The 20,417-nt window shown below is 63.3% G+C and carries 17 protein-coding genes and 1 riboswitch; of the genes, 12 read left to right on the top strand and 5 right to left on the bottom strand.

From position 1 onward, the window contains the following. The first annotated feature begins 20 nt into the window (after positions 1 to 20). The 3 genes from tatC to EEB13_RS14735 all read left to right on the top strand — a co-directional run bounded on the left by tatC (position 21) and on the right by EEB13_RS14735 (position 4,725). Positions 21 to 1,052, top strand: coding sequence for a twin-arginine translocase subunit TatC (tatC, locus tag EEB13_RS14725; protein WP_033231962.1), 1,032 nt, complete (start codon positions 21 to 23; stop codon positions 1,050 to 1,052). A gap of 85 nt (positions 1,053 to 1,137) precedes the next feature. Beyond that, on the top strand, positions 1,138 to 3,864 hold the full coding sequence (locus tag EEB13_RS14730; protein ID WP_141485640.1) for a DEAD/DEAH box helicase: 2,727 nt from the start codon (positions 1,138 to 1,140) through the stop codon (positions 3,862 to 3,864). Between the two features lie 105 nt (positions 3,865 to 3,969). Beyond that, positions 3,970 to 4,725, top strand: coding sequence for a DUF4333 domain-containing protein (locus EEB13_RS14735; protein ID WP_141485641.1), 756 nt, complete (start codon positions 3,970 to 3,972; stop codon positions 4,723 to 4,725). 4 nt (positions 4,726 to 4,729) lie between these two features. Here the strand turns inward: EEB13_RS14735 and EEB13_RS14740 are convergent, their stop codons facing one another. Further along, the gene (locus tag EEB13_RS14740; protein WP_033231964.1) at positions 4,730 to 5,695 is read right to left on the bottom strand and encodes a 5'-3' exonuclease; all 966 of its coding nucleotides are present in this window, start codon (positions 5,693 to 5,695) and stop codon (positions 4,730 to 4,732) included. Positions 5,696 to 5,732: 37 nt separating this feature from the next. Here EEB13_RS14740 and EEB13_RS14745 point away from each other — a divergent pair, with 37 nt between their 5' ends. Further along, on the top strand, positions 5,733 to 6,866 hold the full coding sequence (locus EEB13_RS14745; protein WP_141485642.1) for a M24 family metallopeptidase: 1,134 nt from the start codon (positions 5,733 to 5,735) through the stop codon (positions 6,864 to 6,866). On the opposite strand, the gene EEB13_RS14750 is transcribed toward EEB13_RS14745, so the two are convergent. Next, positions 6,863 to 7,294, bottom strand: a complete 432-nt coding sequence (locus tag EEB13_RS14750; RefSeq protein WP_141485643.1) for a PPOX class F420-dependent oxidoreductase — start codon at positions 7,292 to 7,294, stop codon at positions 6,863 to 6,865. The two genes, EEB13_RS14745 and EEB13_RS14750, sit on opposite strands and share 4 nt — an antisense overlap. A gap of 30 nt (positions 7,295 to 7,324) precedes the next feature. Here EEB13_RS14750 and EEB13_RS14755 point away from each other — a divergent pair, with 30 nt between their 5' ends. From EEB13_RS14755 to EEB13_RS14785, 7 genes are all read left to right on the top strand, one after another. Continuing rightward, complete coding sequence (locus EEB13_RS14755) at positions 7,325 to 8,086, top strand: SDR family NAD(P)-dependent oxidoreductase (RefSeq protein WP_261984555.1); 762 nt, start codon at positions 7,325 to 7,327, stop codon at positions 8,084 to 8,086. After that, the gene (gene cbiE / locus EEB13_RS14760) at positions 8,083 to 9,360 is read left to right on the top strand and encodes a precorrin-6y C5,15-methyltransferase (decarboxylating) subunit CbiE (protein ID WP_141485645.1); all 1,278 of its coding nucleotides are present in this window, start codon (positions 8,083 to 8,085) and stop codon (positions 9,358 to 9,360) included. Before EEB13_RS14755 ends, cbiE begins: the two co-directional genes overlap by 4 nt. Then, a complete protein-coding gene (cobM, locus tag EEB13_RS14765; protein ID WP_141485646.1) occupies positions 9,357 to 10,106 on the top strand; it encodes a precorrin-4 C(11)-methyltransferase in 750 nt (249 codons plus the stop codon). The genes cbiE and cobM overlap by 4 nt, the downstream gene beginning before the upstream one ends. Before the next feature lie 2 nt (positions 10,107 to 10,108). Further along, a complete protein-coding gene (locus EEB13_RS14770; RefSeq protein WP_141485647.1) occupies positions 10,109 to 10,864 on the top strand; it encodes a cobalt-precorrin-6A reductase in 756 nt (251 codons plus the stop codon). A 163-nt stretch (positions 10,865 to 11,027) separates the two neighbouring features. Further along, the gene (locus EEB13_RS14775) at positions 11,028 to 11,930 is read left to right on the top strand and encodes a HAMP domain-containing protein (protein WP_257013015.1); all 903 of its coding nucleotides are present in this window, start codon (positions 11,028 to 11,030) and stop codon (positions 11,928 to 11,930) included. A gap of 155 nt (positions 11,931 to 12,085) precedes the next feature. After that, positions 12,086 to 12,727, top strand: coding sequence for a ScbR family autoregulator-binding transcription factor (locus EEB13_RS14780; protein ID WP_033231970.1), 642 nt, complete (start codon positions 12,086 to 12,088; stop codon positions 12,725 to 12,727). An 18-nt stretch (positions 12,728 to 12,745) separates the two neighbouring features. Further along, positions 12,746 to 13,249, top strand: a complete 504-nt coding sequence (locus EEB13_RS14785; RefSeq protein ID WP_261984556.1) for a DUF1990 domain-containing protein — start codon at positions 12,746 to 12,748, stop codon at positions 13,247 to 13,249. 25 nt (positions 13,250 to 13,274) lie between these two features. On the opposite strand, the gene cobJ is transcribed toward EEB13_RS14785, so the two are convergent. From cobJ to cobG, 3 genes are read right to left on the bottom strand one after another with little or no spacing between them, the layout of a single operon-like run. Continuing rightward, positions 13,275 to 14,759 (bottom strand): precorrin-3B C(17)-methyltransferase, encoded by a 1,485-nt coding sequence (cobJ, locus tag EEB13_RS14790; protein WP_141485649.1) that lies wholly within the window; start codon positions 14,757 to 14,759, stop codon positions 13,275 to 13,277. Next, positions 14,756 to 15,382: a precorrin-8X methylmutase gene (locus EEB13_RS14795; RefSeq protein WP_116103373.1), complete on the bottom strand. Its 627-nt coding sequence runs from the start codon at positions 15,380 to 15,382 to the stop codon at positions 14,756 to 14,758. Before EEB13_RS14795 ends, cobJ begins: the two co-directional genes overlap by 4 nt. A gap of 19 nt (positions 15,383 to 15,401) precedes the next feature. Next, complete coding sequence (cobG, locus tag EEB13_RS14800) at positions 15,402 to 16,544, bottom strand: precorrin-3B synthase (protein ID WP_141485650.1); 1,143 nt, start codon at positions 16,542 to 16,544, stop codon at positions 15,402 to 15,404. Between the two features lie 74 nt (positions 16,545 to 16,618). Continuing rightward, positions 16,619 to 16,702: riboswitch (cobalamin riboswitch) on the top strand. A 63-nt stretch (positions 16,703 to 16,765) separates the two neighbouring features. On the opposite strand from cobG, the gene cobN reads away from it, so the two are divergent. Continuing rightward, positions 16,766 to 20,386, top strand: coding sequence for a cobaltochelatase subunit CobN (cobN, locus tag EEB13_RS14805; RefSeq protein ID WP_141485651.1), 3,621 nt, complete (start codon positions 16,766 to 16,768; stop codon positions 20,384 to 20,386). The last annotated feature ends 31 nt before the right edge of the window (positions 20,387 to 20,417 follow it).

Consider the following 20,417-nt stretch of genomic DNA (forward strand, 5'->3'; position numbering starts at 1 on the left):
GCCAAGAGCAGGATGTACCAGTGCGAATTCCGTTAGACCCGCGTAACCGCCAGCGGAAGGTCAACCCCGACGGCACCATGTCGTTGATCGACCACCTGTACGAATTACGAACTCGACTGCTGTTCGCGTTCCTCGGTGTCATCATCACCACCGCCTTCGGATTCTTCTGGTATTCCGCGTCGATTTTCGGGATCGAAAGCCTCGGCGACCTCTTGCGCGGACCGTACTGTGAGCTTCCGGTCGAAAGCCGCGCAAACCTCAGCGTCGACGATGCGTGTCGTTTGCTGGCAACCGGGCCGTTCGAGCAGTTCATGCTGCGATTCAAGGTGGCCCTCACCGCGGGGATCGTGCTTGCCAGTCCGATCTGGTTGTACCAGTTGTGGGCATTCATCACTCCGGGCCTGTATTCGAAGGAACGCCGCTACGCCGTGGCGTTTGTCACCGCGGGTGCCGGCCTCTTCATCCTCGGTGCCGTTCTTGCGTACCTGGTCGTGTCGAAGGCTTTGCACTTCCTTCTCACCATCGGTGACAACGTTCAGATCACCGCGCTCAGTGGTTCCGAGTACTTCGGATTCATCATCAACCTGCTGCTGATTTTCGGCGTCAGTTTCGAGATTCCGCTACTGGTCGTCGTACTGAACTTTGCGGGAATCCTTACCTACGAGCGGCTCAAGGCGTGGCGTCGCGGCTTGATCTTCGGCTTGTTCGTGTTCGCGGCCATCGCGACTCCGGGTTCGGACCCGTTCTCGATGCTCGCGCTTGCTCTCTCGCTCACTCTGCTGTTCGAGTTCGCGGTACAGATTGCGCGCATCAACGACAAGCGCAAGGCCAGGAAGTCCGGCGAAGACTGGGGCGCACTGTCGGACGAGGAAGCGTCGTCGATCTCGGCGCCGACCGACTTGAACGAAGCTTTGGACGAACCCGCGAAGCCGAAGGCGGAGTCACGCGGATTGTTCGGCCGGAAGTCGAAGGCGAAGGCAACTGCCGCGACCGAAGCCGGTTCCGGTGCTGCCGGCAACACGTCGGGCCAGGACTTTACCGACACCCTGTGAGGCGTTCCCCGGTACCTTGTGAGGCGTGTCTCCAGGGTGCTGGGGTTCCCGTGTCGCCGGCGTGTGACACGCTGACGAGGTGGTTATGAGTAGTAGTGAAACGAGTTCTGATGTTGAGCTCAGCAAATTTGCTTCGGGGCTGAAGTTCGACCTCGATCCGTTCCAGATCAACGCCTGCCGCGCCCTCGAAGAGGGTCACGGTGTGCTGGTGTGCGCGCCGACAGGTGCGGGAAAGACTGTGGTCGGCGAATTCGCCGTCCACCTGGCGTTGGCTGCTGGGCGAAAGTGCTTCTACACCACGCCCATCAAAGCATTGAGCAATCAGAAGTACGCCGAACTGAGCGAGCGATACGGCCCCAGTGAAGTCGGTTTGCTCACCGGAGACACCAGCATCAACTCCGACGCTCCTGTTGTTGTCATGACCACCGAAGTGCTTCGCAACATGCTGTACGCCAATTCGGAGGCGTTGCGCGGTCTGTCACACGTTGTCATGGACGAGGTTCACTACCTGGCCGACCGGTTCCGCGGCGCAGTGTGGGAAGAAGTGATCCTGCACCTGTCCGAGGACGTGCGGTTGGTGAGTTTGTCCGCCACCGTGAGCAATGCCGAGGAATTCGGCGCCTGGATGGAGACTGTCCGCGGTGACACCACCGTTGTGGTCGACGAGACGCGGCCGATTCCGTTGTGGCAGCACATCATGGTGGGGCGCCGGATCTTCGATCTCTTCGACAGCCGTAGCAATCCTTCGGCCGGACCCTCGAAGTTTGTTGTCAACCAGGATCTGGTTCGGCATGTCAAACAACGTCAGGCCCTCGACCGGGTGGAAAGCTGGCAGCCGCGCGGCCGCGGCCGCAGTCGCTACCAGAGTGCCAACGATTTCCGGCCACTTCCCAGGCCGGACGTGATCGCACAACTGGACAAGGAAGGTTTGCTACCGGCAATCACCTTCATCTTCTCGCGCGCCGGGTGCGATGCCGCGCTGACTCAATGCGTTCGCTCGAGGCTGGATCTGACGACTCCCGAGCAGGTGCGCGAGATCGACACGATCATCGACAAACACATCGGCGGCCTCCCCAAAGAGGACTTGGAGGTGCTCGGTTACTGGGAATGGCGTAAGGCGTTGCAGCGCGGTCTGGCAGCCCATCACGCCGGGATGCTGCCCGCTTTCCGGCAGACGGTCGAGGAGTTGTTCGTCAAGGGCCTCGTCCGCGCTGTATTCGCCACTGAAACTCTGGCACTGGGCATCAACATGCCGGCCCGCACCGTGGTTCTCGAACGGCTGGTCAAGTACAACGGCGAAACTCACGCCGAGCTGACGCCGGGTGAGTACACACAGCTCACCGGAAGAGCAGGCCGACGCGGCATCGATATCGAGGGGCATGCAGTCGTCCTGTGGCAGCCAGGTGTCGAACCGACCGACGTCGCCGGCTTGGCGTCCACCCGAACATTCCCGCTGCGCAGCTCTTTTCGGCCGTCATACAACATGTCGATCAATCTGGTGGATCGCATGGGCGTCAAGGAATCCCGCACGCTGCTCGAGCGTTCGTTCGCCCAATTCCAGGCGGACCGCTCCGTAGTAGGCGTGGTGCGGAGCATCGAACGCAACGAGACCGCGCTGAAAGCGTTGCAGGACAAGCTCGGTGGTCCAGACGGTGAGTACTACGAGTACGCGTCGTTGCGTGATCGACTGAGCGATCGGGAACGCAAACTCGAACGAGAAAGTCGTGAGGATCGCCGCGATCAGGCCGTCGCGTCGCTGCGGACGCTGCGACGCGGTGACGTCATCGCGATTCCGATCGGACGGCATTCGGGTACCGCCGTTGTGCTTGTGCCGGACAACGATCCGAAGGATCCACGGCCGTTGGTTCTCGCCGAAGATCAGTGGGCCGGCAAACTGTCCGCCGCGGATTTCCCCGAAGCTACCGAAACGCTCGGTGTGATGCGGTTGCCGAAGTTCGTCGATCACCACACCGGACGGTCGCGGCGCGATCTGGCGTCGGCGTTGCGCAGCACCGGATTCACCGCGCCGCGTCGGAAGAAGCGGCACAAGGGCGGCGCGTCCGAGGACGCCGAGGTGGCGTCGTTGCGTCGCGCGATTCGGTCGCACCCGTGCCACAGTTGGCCCGATCGTGACCATCTCGGTCGTATCGGGGAGAAGTACAACCGACTGGCTCGGGAAACACAGGCACTGCGACAAAAAGCGGCAGCCACCACCAATTCCTTGGCGCGTACGTTCGACCGCATCGTGACGTTGCTCAAGGAGCGCGGTTACATGAGCGCCGAGTCCGTGCCCCAAGTGACAGAAGCCGGGCAACGTCTGAGCCGGATCTACAGCGAGAGCGACTTGCTGGTGGCCGAGTGCCTACGTACCGGTGCGTGGCAGGGTCTGACTCCGCCCGAGCTTGCGGCGGTCGTGTCCTCGGTTGTGTACGAATCGCGTAGGGACGGCGACACGACGAGTCGAGTGCCGACGCAGGCAATCCGTCATGCGCTCACGGACACTCAGCGCCTGTGGAGCGAATTGCGAGCGGACGAAATTCGCCACAAATTGCCGCCGACGCGTGAGCCTGATCTGGGTTTTGTCACGGCGGTCTATCACTGGGCGAGCGACAATTCGCTGGTCGAAGCGTTGTTGGCTGCCGGTGTGCAGGGGCGCGCATTGTCGGCGGGCGATTTTGTCCGCTGGTGCCGACAGGTAATCGATCTCCTCGATCAGGTGCGGCTGACGGCTACGGATCCCGTCGTCGCGAAGGTCGCGGCGAAGGCTGTGGGGTCGATTCGTCGCGGAGTGGTCGCTCTCGACGCAGCTTGAGCGCGGACTGTGTGGTTGGATTCCCAGGAGTTGCGTGTGCACGCGGCATCTGGCATGCGTGACGTACGCGGTAACTGAAGACTGGTGTTTCGAGTGGAGGCGAAGATGAGCGGGCCTTACGGACCGAATGATCCGAATGGGCAGTGGGGCCAGGGTGAACAACCACCGCAGCAGCCGTGGGGACAGCCTGGATACGGGCAGCCGGGTCAGCCCCAGGGTCAGCCGGGTTACGGTCAGCCACAGGGCCAGCCCGCGTACGGGCAACCCGGATACGGCCAGCCCCAAGGCCAGCCCGCGTACGGGCAACCCGGATACGGCCAGCCAGGCCAGCCACAAGGCCAGCCCGGTCAGCCCGGATACGGTCAGCAGCCGTGGGGTCAGCCTCAACAGCCCGGTCAGCCGGGTCAGCCGGGTCAGCAGCAGTGGGGTCAACAGCCAGGCGGCGACCAGACTCAGGTCTGGGGGCAGCCAACGGCCCAGCAGCCGCAACAGGCGTGGGGCGCGCAGCCCGGCGCGCCGGTTCAGTGGAATCAGGGACCGCCGCAGGGTGCAAAGTCCAAGAAGCCGCTGATCTTCGGTGCGATCGGTGTACTGGTCGTTCTGGCAGCCGTCGTCATCGGCCTCTTCGTATTCACGTCGAAGGACACGCTGGACGCAAATGCTGCGGCCAAGGGTGTCGAGAAAATCGTCACCGAGTCGTACGGCGCCAAGAACGTCAGCGACGTTTCCTGCCCGTCGGGTCAGGAAATCAAGTCCGGTGCAAAGTTCACGTGCACCCTCTCCGTCTCGGGTGAGAAGAAGTCGGTGACGCTGACGTTTGTCGACGACACCGGAACCTACGAAGTCTCGCGCCCCAGCTGAGTTGTCAGTTGTCAGCCGGTCGGCTTGCCGCAGCTTTGAGTGCCGCGGCAAGCCGACCGGCCGATCGCTCGATTCTCAAGGTTTCAGCCAGTTCGTCGAAGCGGGCTTGATCGATCGGTGCGTCGGGAAGCACGTCGGACCTCGAGAACTGCACATCTGCGTCACGCACGACACGCACAACGGGTAATGCGGCGTCGAGGTATGCCTTCGCCTCGGGTGACGTCAGTTTCGCTCGCAGACCTTTCGCCATATCGGATTCCGGATCTTCGGCAGCCGTGCGGATTCCGTCGAGCGATCCATACCTGAGCATGAGCGTCGACGCGGTCTTTTCGCCGACCCCCTTGATGCCAGGAAGTCCGTCGGATGAATCTCCGCGCAACGCAGCCAGTTCCGCGTAGGCGTCGCCGGCGCGGTCGGCGGGCACACCGTATTTCTCGGCTACCTCGGCCGGCCCGAAAAGTTCGGCTTTAGCCAAGCCGCGGCCGACGTACAGGACGCGAACGGGAACGTAGTCGTCGGTGACAACCTGCAACAGGTCGCGATCTCCGCTTACGACGACGGTGAGATCGTCACGCTCGGTGGCGGCAAGCGTGCCCAGGACGTCGTCGGCTTCGAGACCGACCGCGCCGGCGGTGGCGATTCCCGCTGCCGCAAGAACATCCATGATCATGTCGACCTGCGGGGTGAGGGTGTCCGGCACTTCCTCGGACGAGCCGTCGGATCCCTCGGCAACGCGGTGAGCTTTGTAGGTGGGGATGGCGTCGACGCGGAACTGCGGCCGCCAATCCAGATCCAGGCAGACGGCGAGGCGACTCGGTTGGTGCTTGGTGATCAGCGACGCGACCATGTCGGTGAATCCGCGGACAGCGTTGACGGGTCTGCCGTCATCGCCGACAAAGGACTCGGGTAGTGCGTGGAACGCACGAAACCACAGGCTGGCACCGTCAAGGAGAAGCAAAGGCCCACTCATGGTCACCATCCTGCCAGTCGGCACTAATCTGGAAGCCATGACCTCTCCCGCCGAATATGGTTCACGTTTCCCCTCAGCCGTCTACGAATCTCGTATTGCCCGCGCCGCAGAGTTGGCGAGCGCGGCTGGTCTGGACGGTCTTGTGGTCACGCCGGGGCCGGATTTGCGCTATCTGACGGGCTCCCGAGCGGATTCGTTCGAACGGTTGACGGCCCTGGTGATCGCTGCCGACGGAGCAAGGGCGTCGGTGGTGCTTCCTCGGCTGGAACTGGCGTCGTTGAAGGAATCGGCGGTCGGGGATCTTGGTCTCGACGTGCTGGACTGGGTGGACGGTGTTGATCCGTATGCCATTGTCGCTGGTCAATTGCCGACGGGCGCGAAGGTCGCGGTCACGGATGCGATGCCTGCGCTGCATTTGATTCCGTTGGCGGATGCTGTGGGTTCGTTGCCGATTCTGGCTACGGGCGTGCTGCGTGAGCTGCGGATGGTCAAGGACGCCGCGGAGGTCGACGCGCTCCGTCGCGCCGGTCAGGCCATCGACCGTGTGCATGCACGGATGGCCGAGTTTCTCGTTGTGGGACGGACGGAAGCCGAAGTCGGCGAGGCGATTTCAGCAGCGATTCTCGAGGAAGGTCACACCGAGGCGGCATTTGTCATCGTGGGGTCGGGTCCGCACGGCGCCGATCCGCATCACGAGGTGTCCGATCGGGTGATCGAGAGCGGCGACATTGTGGTGATCGACATCGGCGGGCCGGTGGAGCCCGGATACAACTCCGATTCCACTCGCACGTACAGCATGGGGAAGCCGTCAATCGAGGTTGCTGCCCAGTTTGCCGTGCTCGAAGCGGCTCAGCAGGCGGCTGTGGACTCTGTTCGCCCCGGCGTGTCGGCGGAATTCGTAGATGCCGCTGCGCGCGACGTGCTCGCTGCACAAGGGTTGGCCGACGTGTTCGTTCACCGCACAGGCCACGGGATCGGCTTGTCGGTCCACGAGGAGCCGTACATCGTGGAGGGCAACAGCATCGAACTGGCCGAGGGTATGGCCTTCAGCATCGAACCGGGAATCTATTTCCGGGGCAACTGGGGTGCCCGGATCGAGGACATCGTTGTTGTCACCGCGGACGGTTGCGAGTCGTTCAACAACCGTCCGCACGGTTTGACGATCCTTTAGCTGGTCAGCTCTTCGGCCGCGGGTTTGAATGCGGCCGTTCCCAGAATGCGGGTGACGTCGATTTCGATGACCACCCGCGCCGGATTGATCCGTGGCTGGCGGTACCGCTCGGCGTAGCGCTGCACGGCGTCGGCCACGGATTCAGGGTCGTCGAGCACGCGCGCCGGACCTTCGAGGGTGAGCCAGCGTCCACCGTCGACAGAACTGATGGCGCCGTAACCACCCCGGGCGGCGTTGACGGCTTTCTGTGATCCGCCGCTGGTGATGACACGTACTTTTCCTGCTTCCTGATCCCACGTGAATCCCACGGCCACGACGTGCGGTGTGCCGTTCGGGCGCAGAGTTGTCAGGGTGGCGAGATGGTATTCGCGCACGAACGCCAGACCGTCGTCGGAGAGCGCGGCGGGTGCGGAGGGGGTGATGGTCATGCCACGACGGTAATCGAGGACACTGGTGCAGTGACTGCGGGTGCGAACACTGAAGATGCCGAGACGGTCCTCCTGCTGGGAGGGCGAAGCGAAATCGGTCTGGAGATTGCCGTCCGGTTGGCCCCCGGCAGAAGAATCGTGCTGGCGGCGCGGCGCAGCAGCGACCTCGAACAGCAACGCACGATGCTGACGGACGCGGGCGCCCTAGCCGTGACAGCCGTCGAATTCGATGCCGATGCAACCGACACTCATGCAGACTTCCTCGCACAGGTTGCCCGAGCGCACGGCCGGATCGACGTCGCGGTGCTGGCGTTCGGAATCCTGGGTGATCAGGCCCGCGCGGAAACCGACGCCGCTCATGCCGTTGCAATTGTTCACACCGATTACGTGGCGCAGGTCAGCATCCTGACTCTTCTCGCGGACTTGATGAAACGACAAGGCCGCGGCAAGATCGCTGTCTTCTCGTCCGTGGCCGGTGTCCGGGTGCGCCGCGCAAATTACGTCTACGGTTCTGCAAAGGCCGGCCTGGACGGCTTTGCCAGCGGCCTCGGAGATGCGTTGCACGGCAGCGGAATTCAACTACTGCTTGTCCGGCCTGGTTTTGTGATCGGCTCGATGACCGAGGGCATGAAGCCGGCGCCGATGTCGAGCACACCGGCGCAGGTCGCCGACGCGGTAGTTCGGGGAATGCAGTCCGGCGCAACGCGGGTGTGGGTTCCGCGAATCCTCCAACCAGTTTTCTTCATGATGCGACTTCTCCCACAATCGATCTGGCGGCGGATGCCGCGATGACCGCCGACGAACCCGTTGTTGTCGTCGGTCTCGGCGCTGACGGTTGGGAGGGCTTGTCGGACTCGGCGAAGAGCGCTGTGCTCGGCGCTCAGGTGTTGATGGGTTCCTCGCGTCAACTGGACCTGATCCCATTGGTAGACGGCTCCTCGGCCGATCGGATCGCCTGGCCCACACCGATGCTCCCCGCGCTCCCCGGACTGTTCGACGCTCACGCGGGCTCTCGGATATGTGTGCTGGCCAGCGGCGATCCGATGTTCCACGGGATCGGCGCCACACTCGTGCGTGTGCTGGGTGCTGACAAACTTCGGGTGATCTCGCACCCGTCGTCGATTGCTCTGGCGAGTGCTCGCATGGGATGGGCGTCGGCCGATGCGGAGTTGGTGAGCCTGGTCAACCGCGATGCCACCACCGTCTTGCCGTCCGTCACCAACGGTGCGCGGTTGTTGGTGCTGAGTAACGGCAGGGCCACACCCGGTGAGGTGGCAGAAATACTGACCTCCACCGGTTTCGGTCGGTCCATGATCACTGTCCTCGGACAGTTGGGTGGAGCGCACGAATCACGCACCGTTGCCAGGGCTGACCAGTGGGATGTCGACGCCGCAGATGTCGACCCGTTGAATGTTCTTGCCGTGGAATGTGTTGTGTCGGGCGCACCGCACCGTCTGACGCGCGTTCCCGGATTGCCCGACGCGGCATACAGTGGTGACGGTCAGATGACGAAGCAGGAGATCCGCGCGCTGACGATCTGCGCGCTGGCCCCGGCTCCCGGTGAATACTTGTGGGATGTCGGCGGCGGGTCTGGCACCGTCGCGATCGAATGGATGCGCACCCACCCACGTTGCACCGCAACATCATTCGAGCAGACGGCATCGCGGATCTCCCAAATCGTGGGTAACGCGCGGGCCTTGGGTGTGCCGAGCCTCGATGTCCTCGGGCGCGCGCCCGAATCGTTTGCCGAGGTGACCCGCACACCCGATGCCATCTTTGTCGGCGGAGGTGTGACGCAACCCGGAATGCTCGACGCCTGCTGGGACCACCTCGAGGCCGGCGGCAGACTGGTAGCCAACGCCGTTACCGCAGAATCGGAAGCGTTGCTCCTGGAGTGGTTCACCCGATTCGGCGGCACGCTGCGTCGGTTGCAGATCCAGCGGGCCGAGCCTTTGGGAACATTCAACGTGTGGCGACCCCAACTGCCCGTCGTGCAGTGGTCGGTCACAAAAACAGAGGCAACTGCCGGTGCAGATGCCGATCACACAGAGGGAAACGCTCAATGACCGTTCATTTCATCGGTGCTGGTCCCGGTGCTGCCGACTTGATCACAGTGCGCGCGCAGCGCATCATCTCAGCAAGTTCGGTGTGCTTGTACGCGGGCAGCCTCGTCCCCGCGGAACTACTCGAATACTGCCCGGCCGGCGCGCAGGTGGTCGATACCGCTCGATTGAGCCTCGACGAAATCACCGCGCTGCTCGTCGCAGCGGATTCGGCGGGACACGACGTAGCACGGTTGCATTCCGGTGACCCGTCGATCTTCAGTGCCGTGGCCGAGCAGGCGCGACGGCTGGACGCTGCCGGAGTCCGATACGACATGGTGCCGGGTGTTCCGGCATTTACCGCGGCAGCGGCCGCACTGGGCCGTGAATTGACGGTTCCGGGCGTATCGCAGACCATCGTGCTGACCCGAGTGTCGACGCTGTCGACAGCGATGCCCGAAGGTGAGGATCTCCGGTCACTCGGACGCAGTGGTTCGACCATGGTGATTCATCTCGGCGCGCACCGCATCGAGCAGATCGCCGACGAGCTTGCCGAGAACTACGGGGTCGACTGCCCGGTCGCGGTGGTCGCATTTGCGTCGCGCCCCGACGAGATCGTGGTGCGTGGAACGTTGAGTTCGATAGTGCGTCAGGTTCACGAGGCCGGCATCACAAAGACTGCCGTAGTCATCGTCGGACGCGTGCTCACAGCCGAGGGGTTCCCGGATAGTTACCTGTACTCGGCCGCACGTGAGCGGGTCACACACTGACCGTGCACAACGCCCGCCCCCGCGTTCTTGTGCTCGGAGGAACCGGCGAGGGACGCGAGATTGCCGCCCGCCTCGCGGATTCGGTGGACCTCGAGGTGGTCACGTCGCTCGCCGGCCGAGTCCGCGACCCGCGCTGGCCTGAGGGCGAGGTTCGCGTCGGGGGCTTCGGTGGCGCCGAGGGCCTCGCGGGGTGGTTAGCGGAAAACGATATTCGTGCCGTGCTCGACGCGACGCACCCATTTGCGTCCCGCATCACGGCTAATGCTCATCTGGCGGCTCGCACCTGCGAGATTCCGTTTGCTGTCTGCCAGCGGCCGTCGTGGGCGCAGCACCCACAGGACCGATGGTTTCCGGCTCGCGATCTCAGCCATGCTGCGGAATTGGTCCCTGTGTTGGGCACTAGAGCGTTCTTGACCATTGGTAGGCAGGGAGTTTCTGCGTTTGCCGAGGTCAGCGGCGTGAGTTTTCTCGTGCGGTCCATTGATCCACCGACGGGCGCCATGCCTGCGCCCCACGAACTGATCCTGGCGCGCGGGCCGTTCGACGTCGAATCGGAGCGCGAACTCATGCGCCGCCGCGGTATCGACGTTGTAGTGACCAAGAGCAGCGGGGGTGACCAGACGTACGCCAAGATTGTTGCCGCTCGGCAACTGGGCTTGCCGGTGATCGTGGTGGAGCGCCCACCGGCTCCGGAGGGCGTGGAAAGCTTCAACTCGCCTTCTGCCGCCGCAGCGTGGCTCGAATCGACAGCAACGTGAAAGTTCGGGGGCACGCGGTTCAGGTTCGTCTAAGGTTCGCGGAACATACTGGACCTATGTCAGGAACGCGTCCAACACGCCGAGGGTGCCTATGAGGGTGTCCGTCCCCGCACTCGGGCGTCGGAAGCGTTCGACAATTCGTGTCCGGACTCTCCACGCCCGCGTGAAAGTACTCACTGCGGGCTTGGTGGCGATTGCTGTGATCGCGTCTGCCGCTTCGGTGTATTTCGTATTCAACGCCTACCTTCAAGGCAACGTCGATCGTCAATTGGAGCGAACAGCCGACGCAATTGCCGATACCGTCAACTTCGGTGGTGTCACACCGGTTTTGGGACTGACAGCCGGCGCCGATACCGCAGTGATCCAGGCTGTGGGATTGGTGACGACCGATGGAGCATTGGTGACGGCAACACCGGGATTGCCACCATTCAGTACCAGCGGTGAGGCAATCAAATCCCTGGCCCACAAAGCTTCCGGGTCCACCATTGCGACCTTGGATTCGTATCGGGTGTTGGTTACGCCGTCGGTCGCGGGTCAGACTTTGATCGTCGCGCAATCGCTCGGGCCGACAAATTCCGTCTTGAAGCGACTTGCGGTAGTGCTGGCTGCGCTCGGTGCCGCGGGTATCGCGTTGGCCTATGCCGCAGGAGATGCTGTGGCGCGCACAGGATTACGGCCGATCGCACGATTGACCGCGGCGACACAACGTGTTGCCGCAACGGACGATCTCACACCGATACCGGTCACGGGTGACGACGAGTTGGCCTCGCTGACTGTCAGTTTCAACCGAATGCTGGGCACCCTGTCGGAATCACGGGCGCGTCAGCGTAGATTGATCACTGATGCCGGACAGGATTTGCTGGCACCCCTGACGGCATTGCGAACGAATATCGAACTGTTGATGTCGATCGACACCGCCTCCGGAACTGTGTCGGAAGCCGAGACAGCACTACTGCGAGACGAGATTACACATCAGATGATGGAATTGACTGCCATGGTCGGCGAGCTTGTCGACCGTGCCCGGGTTGACGAAAGCGCCTCCGGACGAATCGAATCTCACCTGTGATTCATCCCTCACCTGGAGTTATGTATTTGCGAAATATTTTCTGACAATTCACTGCTGGTTAGTTGGGGGAGTTGAGATCATTCTGGGTATAGCCCGATTGGGGTGCAAACCGGAAGAGGGTTTGCGGGGGACCCTCGAGTGAGAGAGGAGTTCTCGTGGTCAAGCAAGCACGCGCCGAGCTGACGCGGCAGCAGATCGTCGCCGGCGCGGCAGCACAATTCGAAAAGACCGGGTACGGCAGCACAAGCATGAGTGACATCGTGGAGGGCGCCGGCACCACGAAGGGCGCCCTGTACTTCCACTTTGCATCGAAAGACGAACTGGCACAGTTTGTCATCGCAGAACAGCACCGCATGTCCATCGAGTCGGTCGAGGCGATATCCGCAACGTCGGCGACGCCACTCGAAAAAACGGTCATGCTCACCCATGAGATGGCACGGCAGATCGTCGAAGAGCCCATCGTCCGAGCCGGAATTCGATTGACCTTGGAACTGAGCACATTCGAAGGTCCCGTCGAGCCGTACGCAGACTGGATCAATGCATGCACCGAACTCGTGCAGCAAGCGAAGGACAGCGGCCAGATCAAGCCGTCGGTGGACGTCGCCGCTTTGGGGCGATTCATTCCGGCTGCGTTCACCGGAGTTCAACTGGTGTCCAACGTGATCACCCGGCGCACTGATCTCACCGAACGTGTCGACGAGATGTGGCAGTTGCTCCTACCGGGAATCGTGTCCGGGCCGGCCGTTGGTGACATCGACCGACTCGTGAAGGCGCGATGGGAACCCGCTGCCGCCTAGCTGTGCCACACTGCTGACGTGGACCAGGAACCGCTGACCTACTCCGAAATCGGAGCAACAGGTGGCCTACTGCCCGTTGGCTATCACCACGTGCGCGAGCGTGCGGTGGTCGGTACTACCCGCGCCGATTTCGAGGCAGCGGCCAACGCTGTCATGACGTGGGGGATGCATCGCGGCGCTGGATTGACGGTAAAAGCTGCCGGTGACACCGCCAGGACCGGCGAAGACGCAACTTTCGGTTTCGGACCGATATTGGTGCCCGTCCGCGTTGTTTACGTGGTCGACGAGCCGAACCGGGCCGGATTTGCGTACGGCACGCGCCGTGGTCATCCCGAGTGCGGTGAAGAGTCGTTCATTGTCCATTTCGACGAACTCGGCAATCAGGTTCGCCTCGAGATAACGGCATTCTCCAAGCCCGGTACCTGGTGGGTGCGGTTGGGTGCGCCGATCGGGCGTCTGGTGCAGGCGTGGGTGACCCGGCGCTACATCCGCGCAGTGGTTGTGAGGGATTTTGCTCGCTGAGCGAACAAAATCCTTCACAATCAGGTTAGGGGTAGCGACGCGGCGTGAACACCTGTCGGCCGGAACCGGTATCCACAACCTTTGTCATGGACGATCCGACAATCAGCAACGTGCGCATATCGATTTCGGACGGTTCGAGATCGCCGAGCGTGACGATGCGCACCGATTCCTCCGCACCGGCAACATCTCGGCCGATGATGACCGGAGTTTCGGGGGAGCGGTGCTCGAGTACCAAATCCTTCATGGCCTGGACCTGCCACGTTCGGGATTTTGACGCCGGGTTGTAGACGGCAAAAGCCATATCTGCCGCGGCGACCGCTGAGATGCGACGCGACACCACTTCCCAGGGCTTGAGCCGATCCGACAGGGACAGCACAGCGTAATCGTGACCGAGCGGGGCTCCGACGCGACTGGCCACGGCATTTGCCGCTGTCATGCCGGGCAGGATTCGGACGGGAACGCCGCTCCACTGATCTTCGGCTGCCACCTCGAGTACCGCTGCAGCCATGGCAAATACACCGGGATCGCCGGACGAGACGACGGCCACGCGGGCGCCGTTCTTGGCGAGGTCGAGGGCCATCGCTGCCCGCTCCGATTCGACGCGATTGTCGCTGGAATGGCGGCGCTGTCCGGGGCGGGTTGGCACGCGGTCGACGTACGGGCCGTATCCCACAAGGTCTGTGGCCAGTGAAAGTTCATGCGCCACTTCAGGTGTGGTCCATGCCGTGTCGCCGGGTCCGAGGCCGACGACAACCACTTCACCTGCGGTGTTTTCGCGCGTCGCTGCATTGTTCGACGGGCTGGGAACTATGGCGATGGAGAAGTACGGCACGCCCGCTGGATCGACGTCGGCGGCAGCGTCGACGCGCTGGCGAGGTGTGCTGGCTCGCTCGACATAGTGCGCTTCGCCGAGTCGGCCGGCGTCCTCGAGTGAGCGCAGAACCGGTGGGAAGGTGCGGCCCAACTTGAGGATCGCTGCGGCGTCTGTTTCCTTCAAGCGTCGCGTGAGCTCCGCTTGCGGCAAGGTCCCGGGCAGGATGGTGAGGATTTCGTCACCTTCGACCAGGGGTTTTCCGAGTGCGGCCGACGCGGCACTGACGGAGGTGACACCGGGGATGACCTCGGCCTCGAAACGATCCGCCAGGCGTTTGTGCATGTGCATGTACGAGCTGTAGAACAGCGGGTCGCCCGCGGCGAGTAGTGCCACAGTGCGTCCGGCGGTCAAGTGGACGGCCAACCTTTCGGCTGCGGCTTCGTAGAATTCGTCCATCGCACCCTGGTACCCACCCGGATGGTCGATGGTTTCGGTCGTGACGGGATACACGAGGTGTTCCTCGATCTGGCCCTCGCGCATGTACGGAGCAGCAACCCCGCGGGAAATGCTCTTACCGTGCCGCGCGGAATGGAATGCGATGACGTCGGCCTCGCCGATCACTCGGGCAGCTTTGACGGTCACCAACTCCGGATCGCCGGGTCCGATGCCGACTCCCCACAACTTGCCTTCGCTCATTCTTGTTCGCTCGCAATCGCATTGACGACAGCCGCGGTGACGGCACTGCCGCCGCGTCGGCCTCTCAGTATCAAATGGTCTATGCCGCTGGGGTGTCCGATCAGCGCTTCTTTGGATTCTGCGGATCCGATGAATCCCACGGGTCCGCCGACGATAGCAGCAGGCCGCGGTCCGCCCGCCTCGATCAGGTTGAGGAGATGGAACAGCGCGGTCGGCGCATTGCCGATCGCGACCACGGCGCCTTCGAGTTTCGGGCCCCACAGTTCGATAGCCGCCGCAGAGCGTGTGTTGTCGATTGTGTTCGCCAGCAAGGGAACCTGCGGATCGCGCAGTGTGCAGATCACGTCGTTGTCGGCGGGCAGACGCTTACGGGTAATGCCGGCGGCGACCATGTTCGCATCACAGAAGATCGGCGCACCCGCTCGCAGGGCAGCCCTCGCGACGGTGACGACGTTGGGTGTGAACGCGATGTCGTCGACCAGGTCGACCTGACCACTCGCATGGATCATCCGCACAACAGCTTGCGAGACATCCGCCGGAAAACGGCTCAGGTCGGCTTCGGCCCGAATTGTGGCAAAGGACTGGCGATAAATTTCTGCGCCGTCACGGATGTACTCGATCATGGGGCACAGGATAGAGGTATCACTGATCGGTCTGATTCACCCGGTAACCGTCGGTCGTCGCAATCACGTCGGCTACTTTCGCGCGGGGGCGCCCGCAGGAACGGTCACAGCCCGCCCAGTGCTGCCGGCCTTCGATCGGTAGTGAGCCCTGCTCGACGGCTTCGATGGCGTCCGCCCGGACATCGGCGAGCGACTTCTCGCATCCAGGGCTTCCGGTGCAGGCTGTGACGTCGAGCCACGGCGAATTCTCGTCGAAGATCAAGCCCATCGGAGCGAGAACTCGCACCACCTGCTCGGCTGCGCCTTCGTCGAGATCGAAGATCATGATCGAGCGCCACGGCGTCACGACCACGGGTTTTTCGATGGCGGCGAGGAATTCGGCGAGTCGTGCATCCAGGAGTCCGAAGCGGAGTCCGCCGCCTAATGCGACGGTTCCGTCGCGTTGTTCGAGCCATCCGATCGACGGCCCCGCATCCGGGGCGAGGTCGACGGCACCGGCAAATTCCGCTGAAAGGCCCAGATGATCGATCGTTCGAGCGATTCCGTCTGGCACTTCGGCCAGTCGCCAGTGCTTGTCCCGAAGATTCAGGAACGCGTGCGCGGCCTCGAGGAGCAACGGCACAGCGTCGTCGACATGGACAAGGTGGTTCGTGCGATGCCCCGCGAGGACGAGTGAGTGCTCGGATTCGCTGTGGGCGTGCAGTCCGAAATCGCCGTGCAGACCGCTGATGTCGCCGCGGCCGTCGTCGAGTGTGAACAGTGTTCGTCCTGGTAGCTGCGCCAACGCGGGGTCCGACTGCACCGCCGCGTCAAGAGTGCGAACCAGCTCACGCACATCGGCGACACCCCCGATTCGGCCGGACAGCGGCGACGCCAGAATGTTGCGAACCCGCTCATGCGTTGCCGAGGGGAGCAAACCAGCGGACGCGATCCGGTCGGCGAATACGCGGGGGTCCTTGACGGCTCGGAGCTGAATATTCCCACGTGAGGTGAGTTCCATCTGACCGTTGCCCACGTCGCGGGCAGCCTCGGCCAGCGTTTGCAATTGGTGTGGAGCCAAAGCGCCGCCGGGTAGGCGCACGCGCGCCAACGGGCCGTCTGCGGCCTGGTGGACCTGCAGCGCTCCAGGGCACGCGTCTGGCTGAGAACGGTCTGTGGACATGGTTCAAGGGTACGACCGTGCAGAGCACGGACCCGCGACCGGTAGCATCACGGTCAACCAGTGACAGCAGGTGAGGAAACCGGTGAGATTCCGGTGCGGTCGCGCCACTGTGAGTGTGTACAAGCGGAAGTGTTTCCGTTCGTAAACACGAGTCAGACCCTCAACTGCTGTCCATGAAAGATCTTTTTCACGGGGCGCGAAACCCCAGGAAGGTTTCACCTGTGATTCTTCTGCTCTCGACGTCCGACACCGATCTGCTGAGCGCTCGCGCAAGCCAGGACAACGGAGACGGCGTTTCGTATCGCTGGGCAAACCCCTCCAGGCTGCTGGTTTCCGAGGATCTACCCGGCTTGCTCGACGGCGTCGATCTTGTGATCGTGCGCATCCTCGGCAGCCGTCGGAGCTGGGAAGACGGTCTGGACATGGTCCTGGCCAGTGGCCTGCCCGTCGTGGTGCTCGGCGGCGAACACGCGCCTGATGCCGACCTCATGGAGTGCTCGACTGTCTCGCCGGGCGTTGCGGCTGAAGCGCACAATTACCTGGCCGAGGGCGGCGCAGACAACCTGGCGCAGCTGCACCACTTCCTGTCCGACACAGTGCTGCTCACCGGTCACGGCTTCGAGGCCCCGACGCGGCTGCCGTCGTGGGGAATCGCTGAATTTGCCCCCGACATCAGCGACAACAGTGGTCCCGTCATCGCGGTTCTCTACTACCGCGCCCAGCACCTCGCCGGGAATACCCGCTACGTCCAGGCGCTCTGCGACGCGATTGCCGATGCCGGCGGCACCGCGCTCCCGATCTACTGCGCCTCGCTGCGCAGCGCCGAAGCCGAATTGCTGACCACACTTCGCCGGGCCGACGCCATGGTCGTGACGGTTCTCGCGGCCGGCGGAACCAAGCCGGCCACCGCATCCGCGGGCGGCGACGACGAAGCGTGGGACGTGGCAGCACTCGCCGCATTGGACGTTCCGATCTTGCAGGGACTGTGCCTGACCAGCAGCCGCGCCACCTGGGATGCCAACGACGACGGATTGTCGCCGCTCGATGTCGCGACGCAGGTTGCGGTCCCCGAATTCGACGGACGCATCATCACGGTGCCGTTCTCGTTCAAGGAAATCGATTCCGACGGACTGTCCACGTACATGCCTGATCCGGAGCGCGCAGCCCGCGTGGCCGGCATCGCGGTGCGTCACGGCAAGTTGCGTCATATTCCGACGCCGGAGCGCCGTGTTGCCTTGATGCTGTCGGCCTACCCCACCAAGCACGCTCGCATCGGCAATGCCGTTGGCCTCGATACACCTGCCAGCGCAATCGACCTGCTCACCGAAATGCGTAGCGCTGGTTACGATCTCGGACCCACCGACGGACCGGACTCGGTTCCCGGATTGGCCGCCAAGGATGGCGACGCGCTGATTCACGCGTTGATCGCCGCAGGCGGGCAGGATCCCGACTGGCTCACGGCCGAGCAGCTCGAGGGCAACCCGATCCGCATTTCGGCGGCGCGATACCGCGAGTGGTTCGCCACCCTGCCCGAAGATCTGCGCAGCGGCGTCGAAGAACACTGGGGCGAAGCGCCCGGCGAGCTGTACGTCGATCGGTCGCAGGACCCGGACGGCGAAATCGTCATCGCGGCACTGCGATTCAACAACATCGTGCTCATGGTCCAGCCGCCACGGGGATTCGGTGAAAAGCCCGTCGCGATCTACCACGATCCCGATCTGCCACCGAGCCACCACTACCTCGCCGCGTACCGCTGGATCGCTGCAACCCCGGACAACGGCGGATTTGGTGCCGACGCGGTTGTTCACCTGGGCAAGCACGGAAACCTCGAATGGCTGCCAGGCAAGACGCTCGGCATGTCCAGCAACTGCGGCACCGACGCCGCTCTCGGTGACCTGCCCCTCATCTACCCCTTCCTGGTCAACGACCCGGGTGAAGGAACACAGGCAAAGCGTCGTGCCCACGCGACGCTCGTCGATCACCTGATCCCACCGATGGCCCGCGCCGAAAGCTACGGCGACATTTCCCGCCTCGAACAACTACTCGACGAGCACTCCAACATCTCCGCGCTGGACCCGTCCAAGCTGCCGGCCATCCGCCAGCAGATCTGGACCCTGATGCGGGCCGCCAAGATGGACCACGACCTCGGACTTGCCGAGCGTCCGGAAGAAGACGTGTTCGACGACATGCTCCTGCACGTCGACGGCTGGCTGTGCGAGATCAAGGACGTCCAGATCCGCGACGGTCTGCACATTCTCGGCCGCGCACCCGAGGGCGACGCCGAGATCGAACTGGTCCTCGCAATGCTGAGGGCACGACAGATGTGGGGCGGCGAGCAGAGCGTCCCAGGTCTGCGCGAGGCTCTCGGACTCAGCGAAGACGGCGACGAATCACGTAATCGCGTCGACGACATCGAAGAAAAGGCGCACGCTCTGGTCCGCGCGATGTCGGACGCCGAGTGGAATCCAGCTGCCGCAGAAGGACTCAGCGACGACCCCACCGTCGTGAAGATCCTTCAGTTCGCCGCCACAGAAGTGGTTCCGCGGCTGCGACAGACGAACAACGAGATCAAGCAGGTCCTGCACGCGCTCGACGGCGGTTTCATCGCGGCCGGTCCGAGTGGCTCACCGCTGCGCGGATTGATCAACGTGCTCCCCACTGGTCGCAACTTCTACTCGGTCGATCCCAAAGCAGTTCCCTCGCGACTGGCGTGGGAGACCGGCCAGGCAATGGCGGAGTCTCTCGCCGCGCGCTACCTGGCCGATCACGGCGAGTACCCGCGCTCGGTGGGGCTGTCCGTGTGGGGTACCGCCGCCATGCGTACCTCAGGCGACGACATCGCAGAAGTGTTTGCACTCCTCGGTGTTCGCCCCGTCTGGGACGAGGCCAGCCGACGCGTCGTCAACCTCGAGGTCATCGACCTCGAAGAACTCGGCCGCCCGCGCATCGATGTCACAGTCCGCATCTCCGGCTTCTTCCGCGACGCGTTCCCGCACGTCCTGGCGCTCCTCGACGACGCTGTCCAGTTGGTCGCAGCGCTGGACGAAACGGATGAACAGAACTACATCCGCGCCCACGCCCAGGCAGACCTCGCCGAACACGGAGACGCGCGACGTGCAACCACGCGTATTTTCGGCTCCAAGCCCGGAACCTACGGCGCTGGTCTGCTGCAACTGATCGACTCCAAGACGTGGCGCGGCGACGACGACCTGGCCGATGTGTACACCACGTGGGGCGGCTTTGCGTACGGCCGCGGCCTCGACGGGATCCCCGCCGCCGACGACATGCGCAGCGCGTACCGTCGAATCAACGTGGCGGCCAAGAACACTGACACGCGTGAGCATGACATCGCGGATTCCGACGACTATTTCCAGTACCACGGCGGCATGGTCGCAACCGTGCGTGCGCTGACCGGAAAGTCGCCCGAGGCATACATCGGCGACAGCACCCGCCCGGAATCGGTTCGCACACGGACACTTTCGGAGGAAACGGCGCGCGTGTTCCGCGCTCGCGTTGTCAATCCGCGGTGGCTCGACGCGATGCGCCGTCACGGTTACAAGGGTGCGTTCGAAATGGCAGCCACCGTCGACTACCTCTTCGGATACGACGCCACCACCAATGTTGTTGCGGACTGGATGTACGAGAAGCTGGCCGAAACCTACGTCCTGGACGAGCAGAACCAGAAGTTCATGACGCAGTCCAACCCGTGGGCATTGCACGGTATCGCCGAACGACTTCTCGAAGCTGCTGAGCGCAAGATGTGGGAGCACCCGGAGCAGAAGACGCTCGACGGGTTGCGTCAGGTGTATCTCGAAACTGAAGGTGAGCTCGAAGGGGAGTAGTTACCCGAGTTTGTCGGTCCTTCGACCCATA

This window comes from Rhodococcus sp. WS3, assembly GCF_003797085.1.
In the GTDB taxonomy this organism is placed as follows: Bacteria; Actinomycetota; Actinomycetes; order Mycobacteriales; family Mycobacteriaceae; genus Rhodococcus_F; species Rhodococcus_F globerula.

Coding starts and splice junctions, on each gene's coding strand:
- EEB13_RS14730 (WP_141485640.1), top strand. CDS start 1,138: ATGAGTAGTAGTGAAACGAGTTCTGATGTTGAGCTCAGCAAATTTGCT.
- EEB13_RS14735 (WP_141485641.1), top strand. CDS start 3,970: ATGAGCGGGCCTTACGGACCGAATGATCCGAATGGGCAGTGGGGCCAG.
- EEB13_RS14740 (WP_033231964.1), bottom strand. CDS start 5,695: ATGAGTGGGCCTTTGCTTCTCCTTGACGGTGCCAGCCTGTGGTTTCGT.
- EEB13_RS14745 (WP_141485642.1), top strand. CDS start 5,733: ATGACCTCTCCCGCCGAATATGGTTCACGTTTCCCCTCAGCCGTCTAC.
- EEB13_RS14750 (WP_141485643.1), bottom strand. CDS start 7,294: ATGACCATCACCCCCTCCGCACCCGCCGCGCTCTCCGACGACGGTCTG.
- cbiE (WP_141485645.1), top strand. CDS start 8,083: ATGACCGCCGACGAACCCGTTGTTGTCGTCGGTCTCGGCGCTGACGGT.
- cobM (WP_141485646.1), top strand. CDS start 9,357: ATGACCGTTCATTTCATCGGTGCTGGTCCCGGTGCTGCCGACTTGATC.
- cobJ (WP_141485649.1), bottom strand. CDS start 14,759: ATGAGCGAAGGCAAGTTGTGGGGAGTCGGCATCGGACCCGGCGATCCG.
- EEB13_RS14795 (WP_116103373.1), bottom strand. CDS start 15,382: ATGATCGAGTACATCCGTGACGGCGCAGAAATTTATCGCCAGTCCTTT.
- cobG (WP_141485650.1), bottom strand. CDS start 16,544: ATGTCCACAGACCGTTCTCAGCCAGACGCGTGCCCTGGAGCGCTGCAG.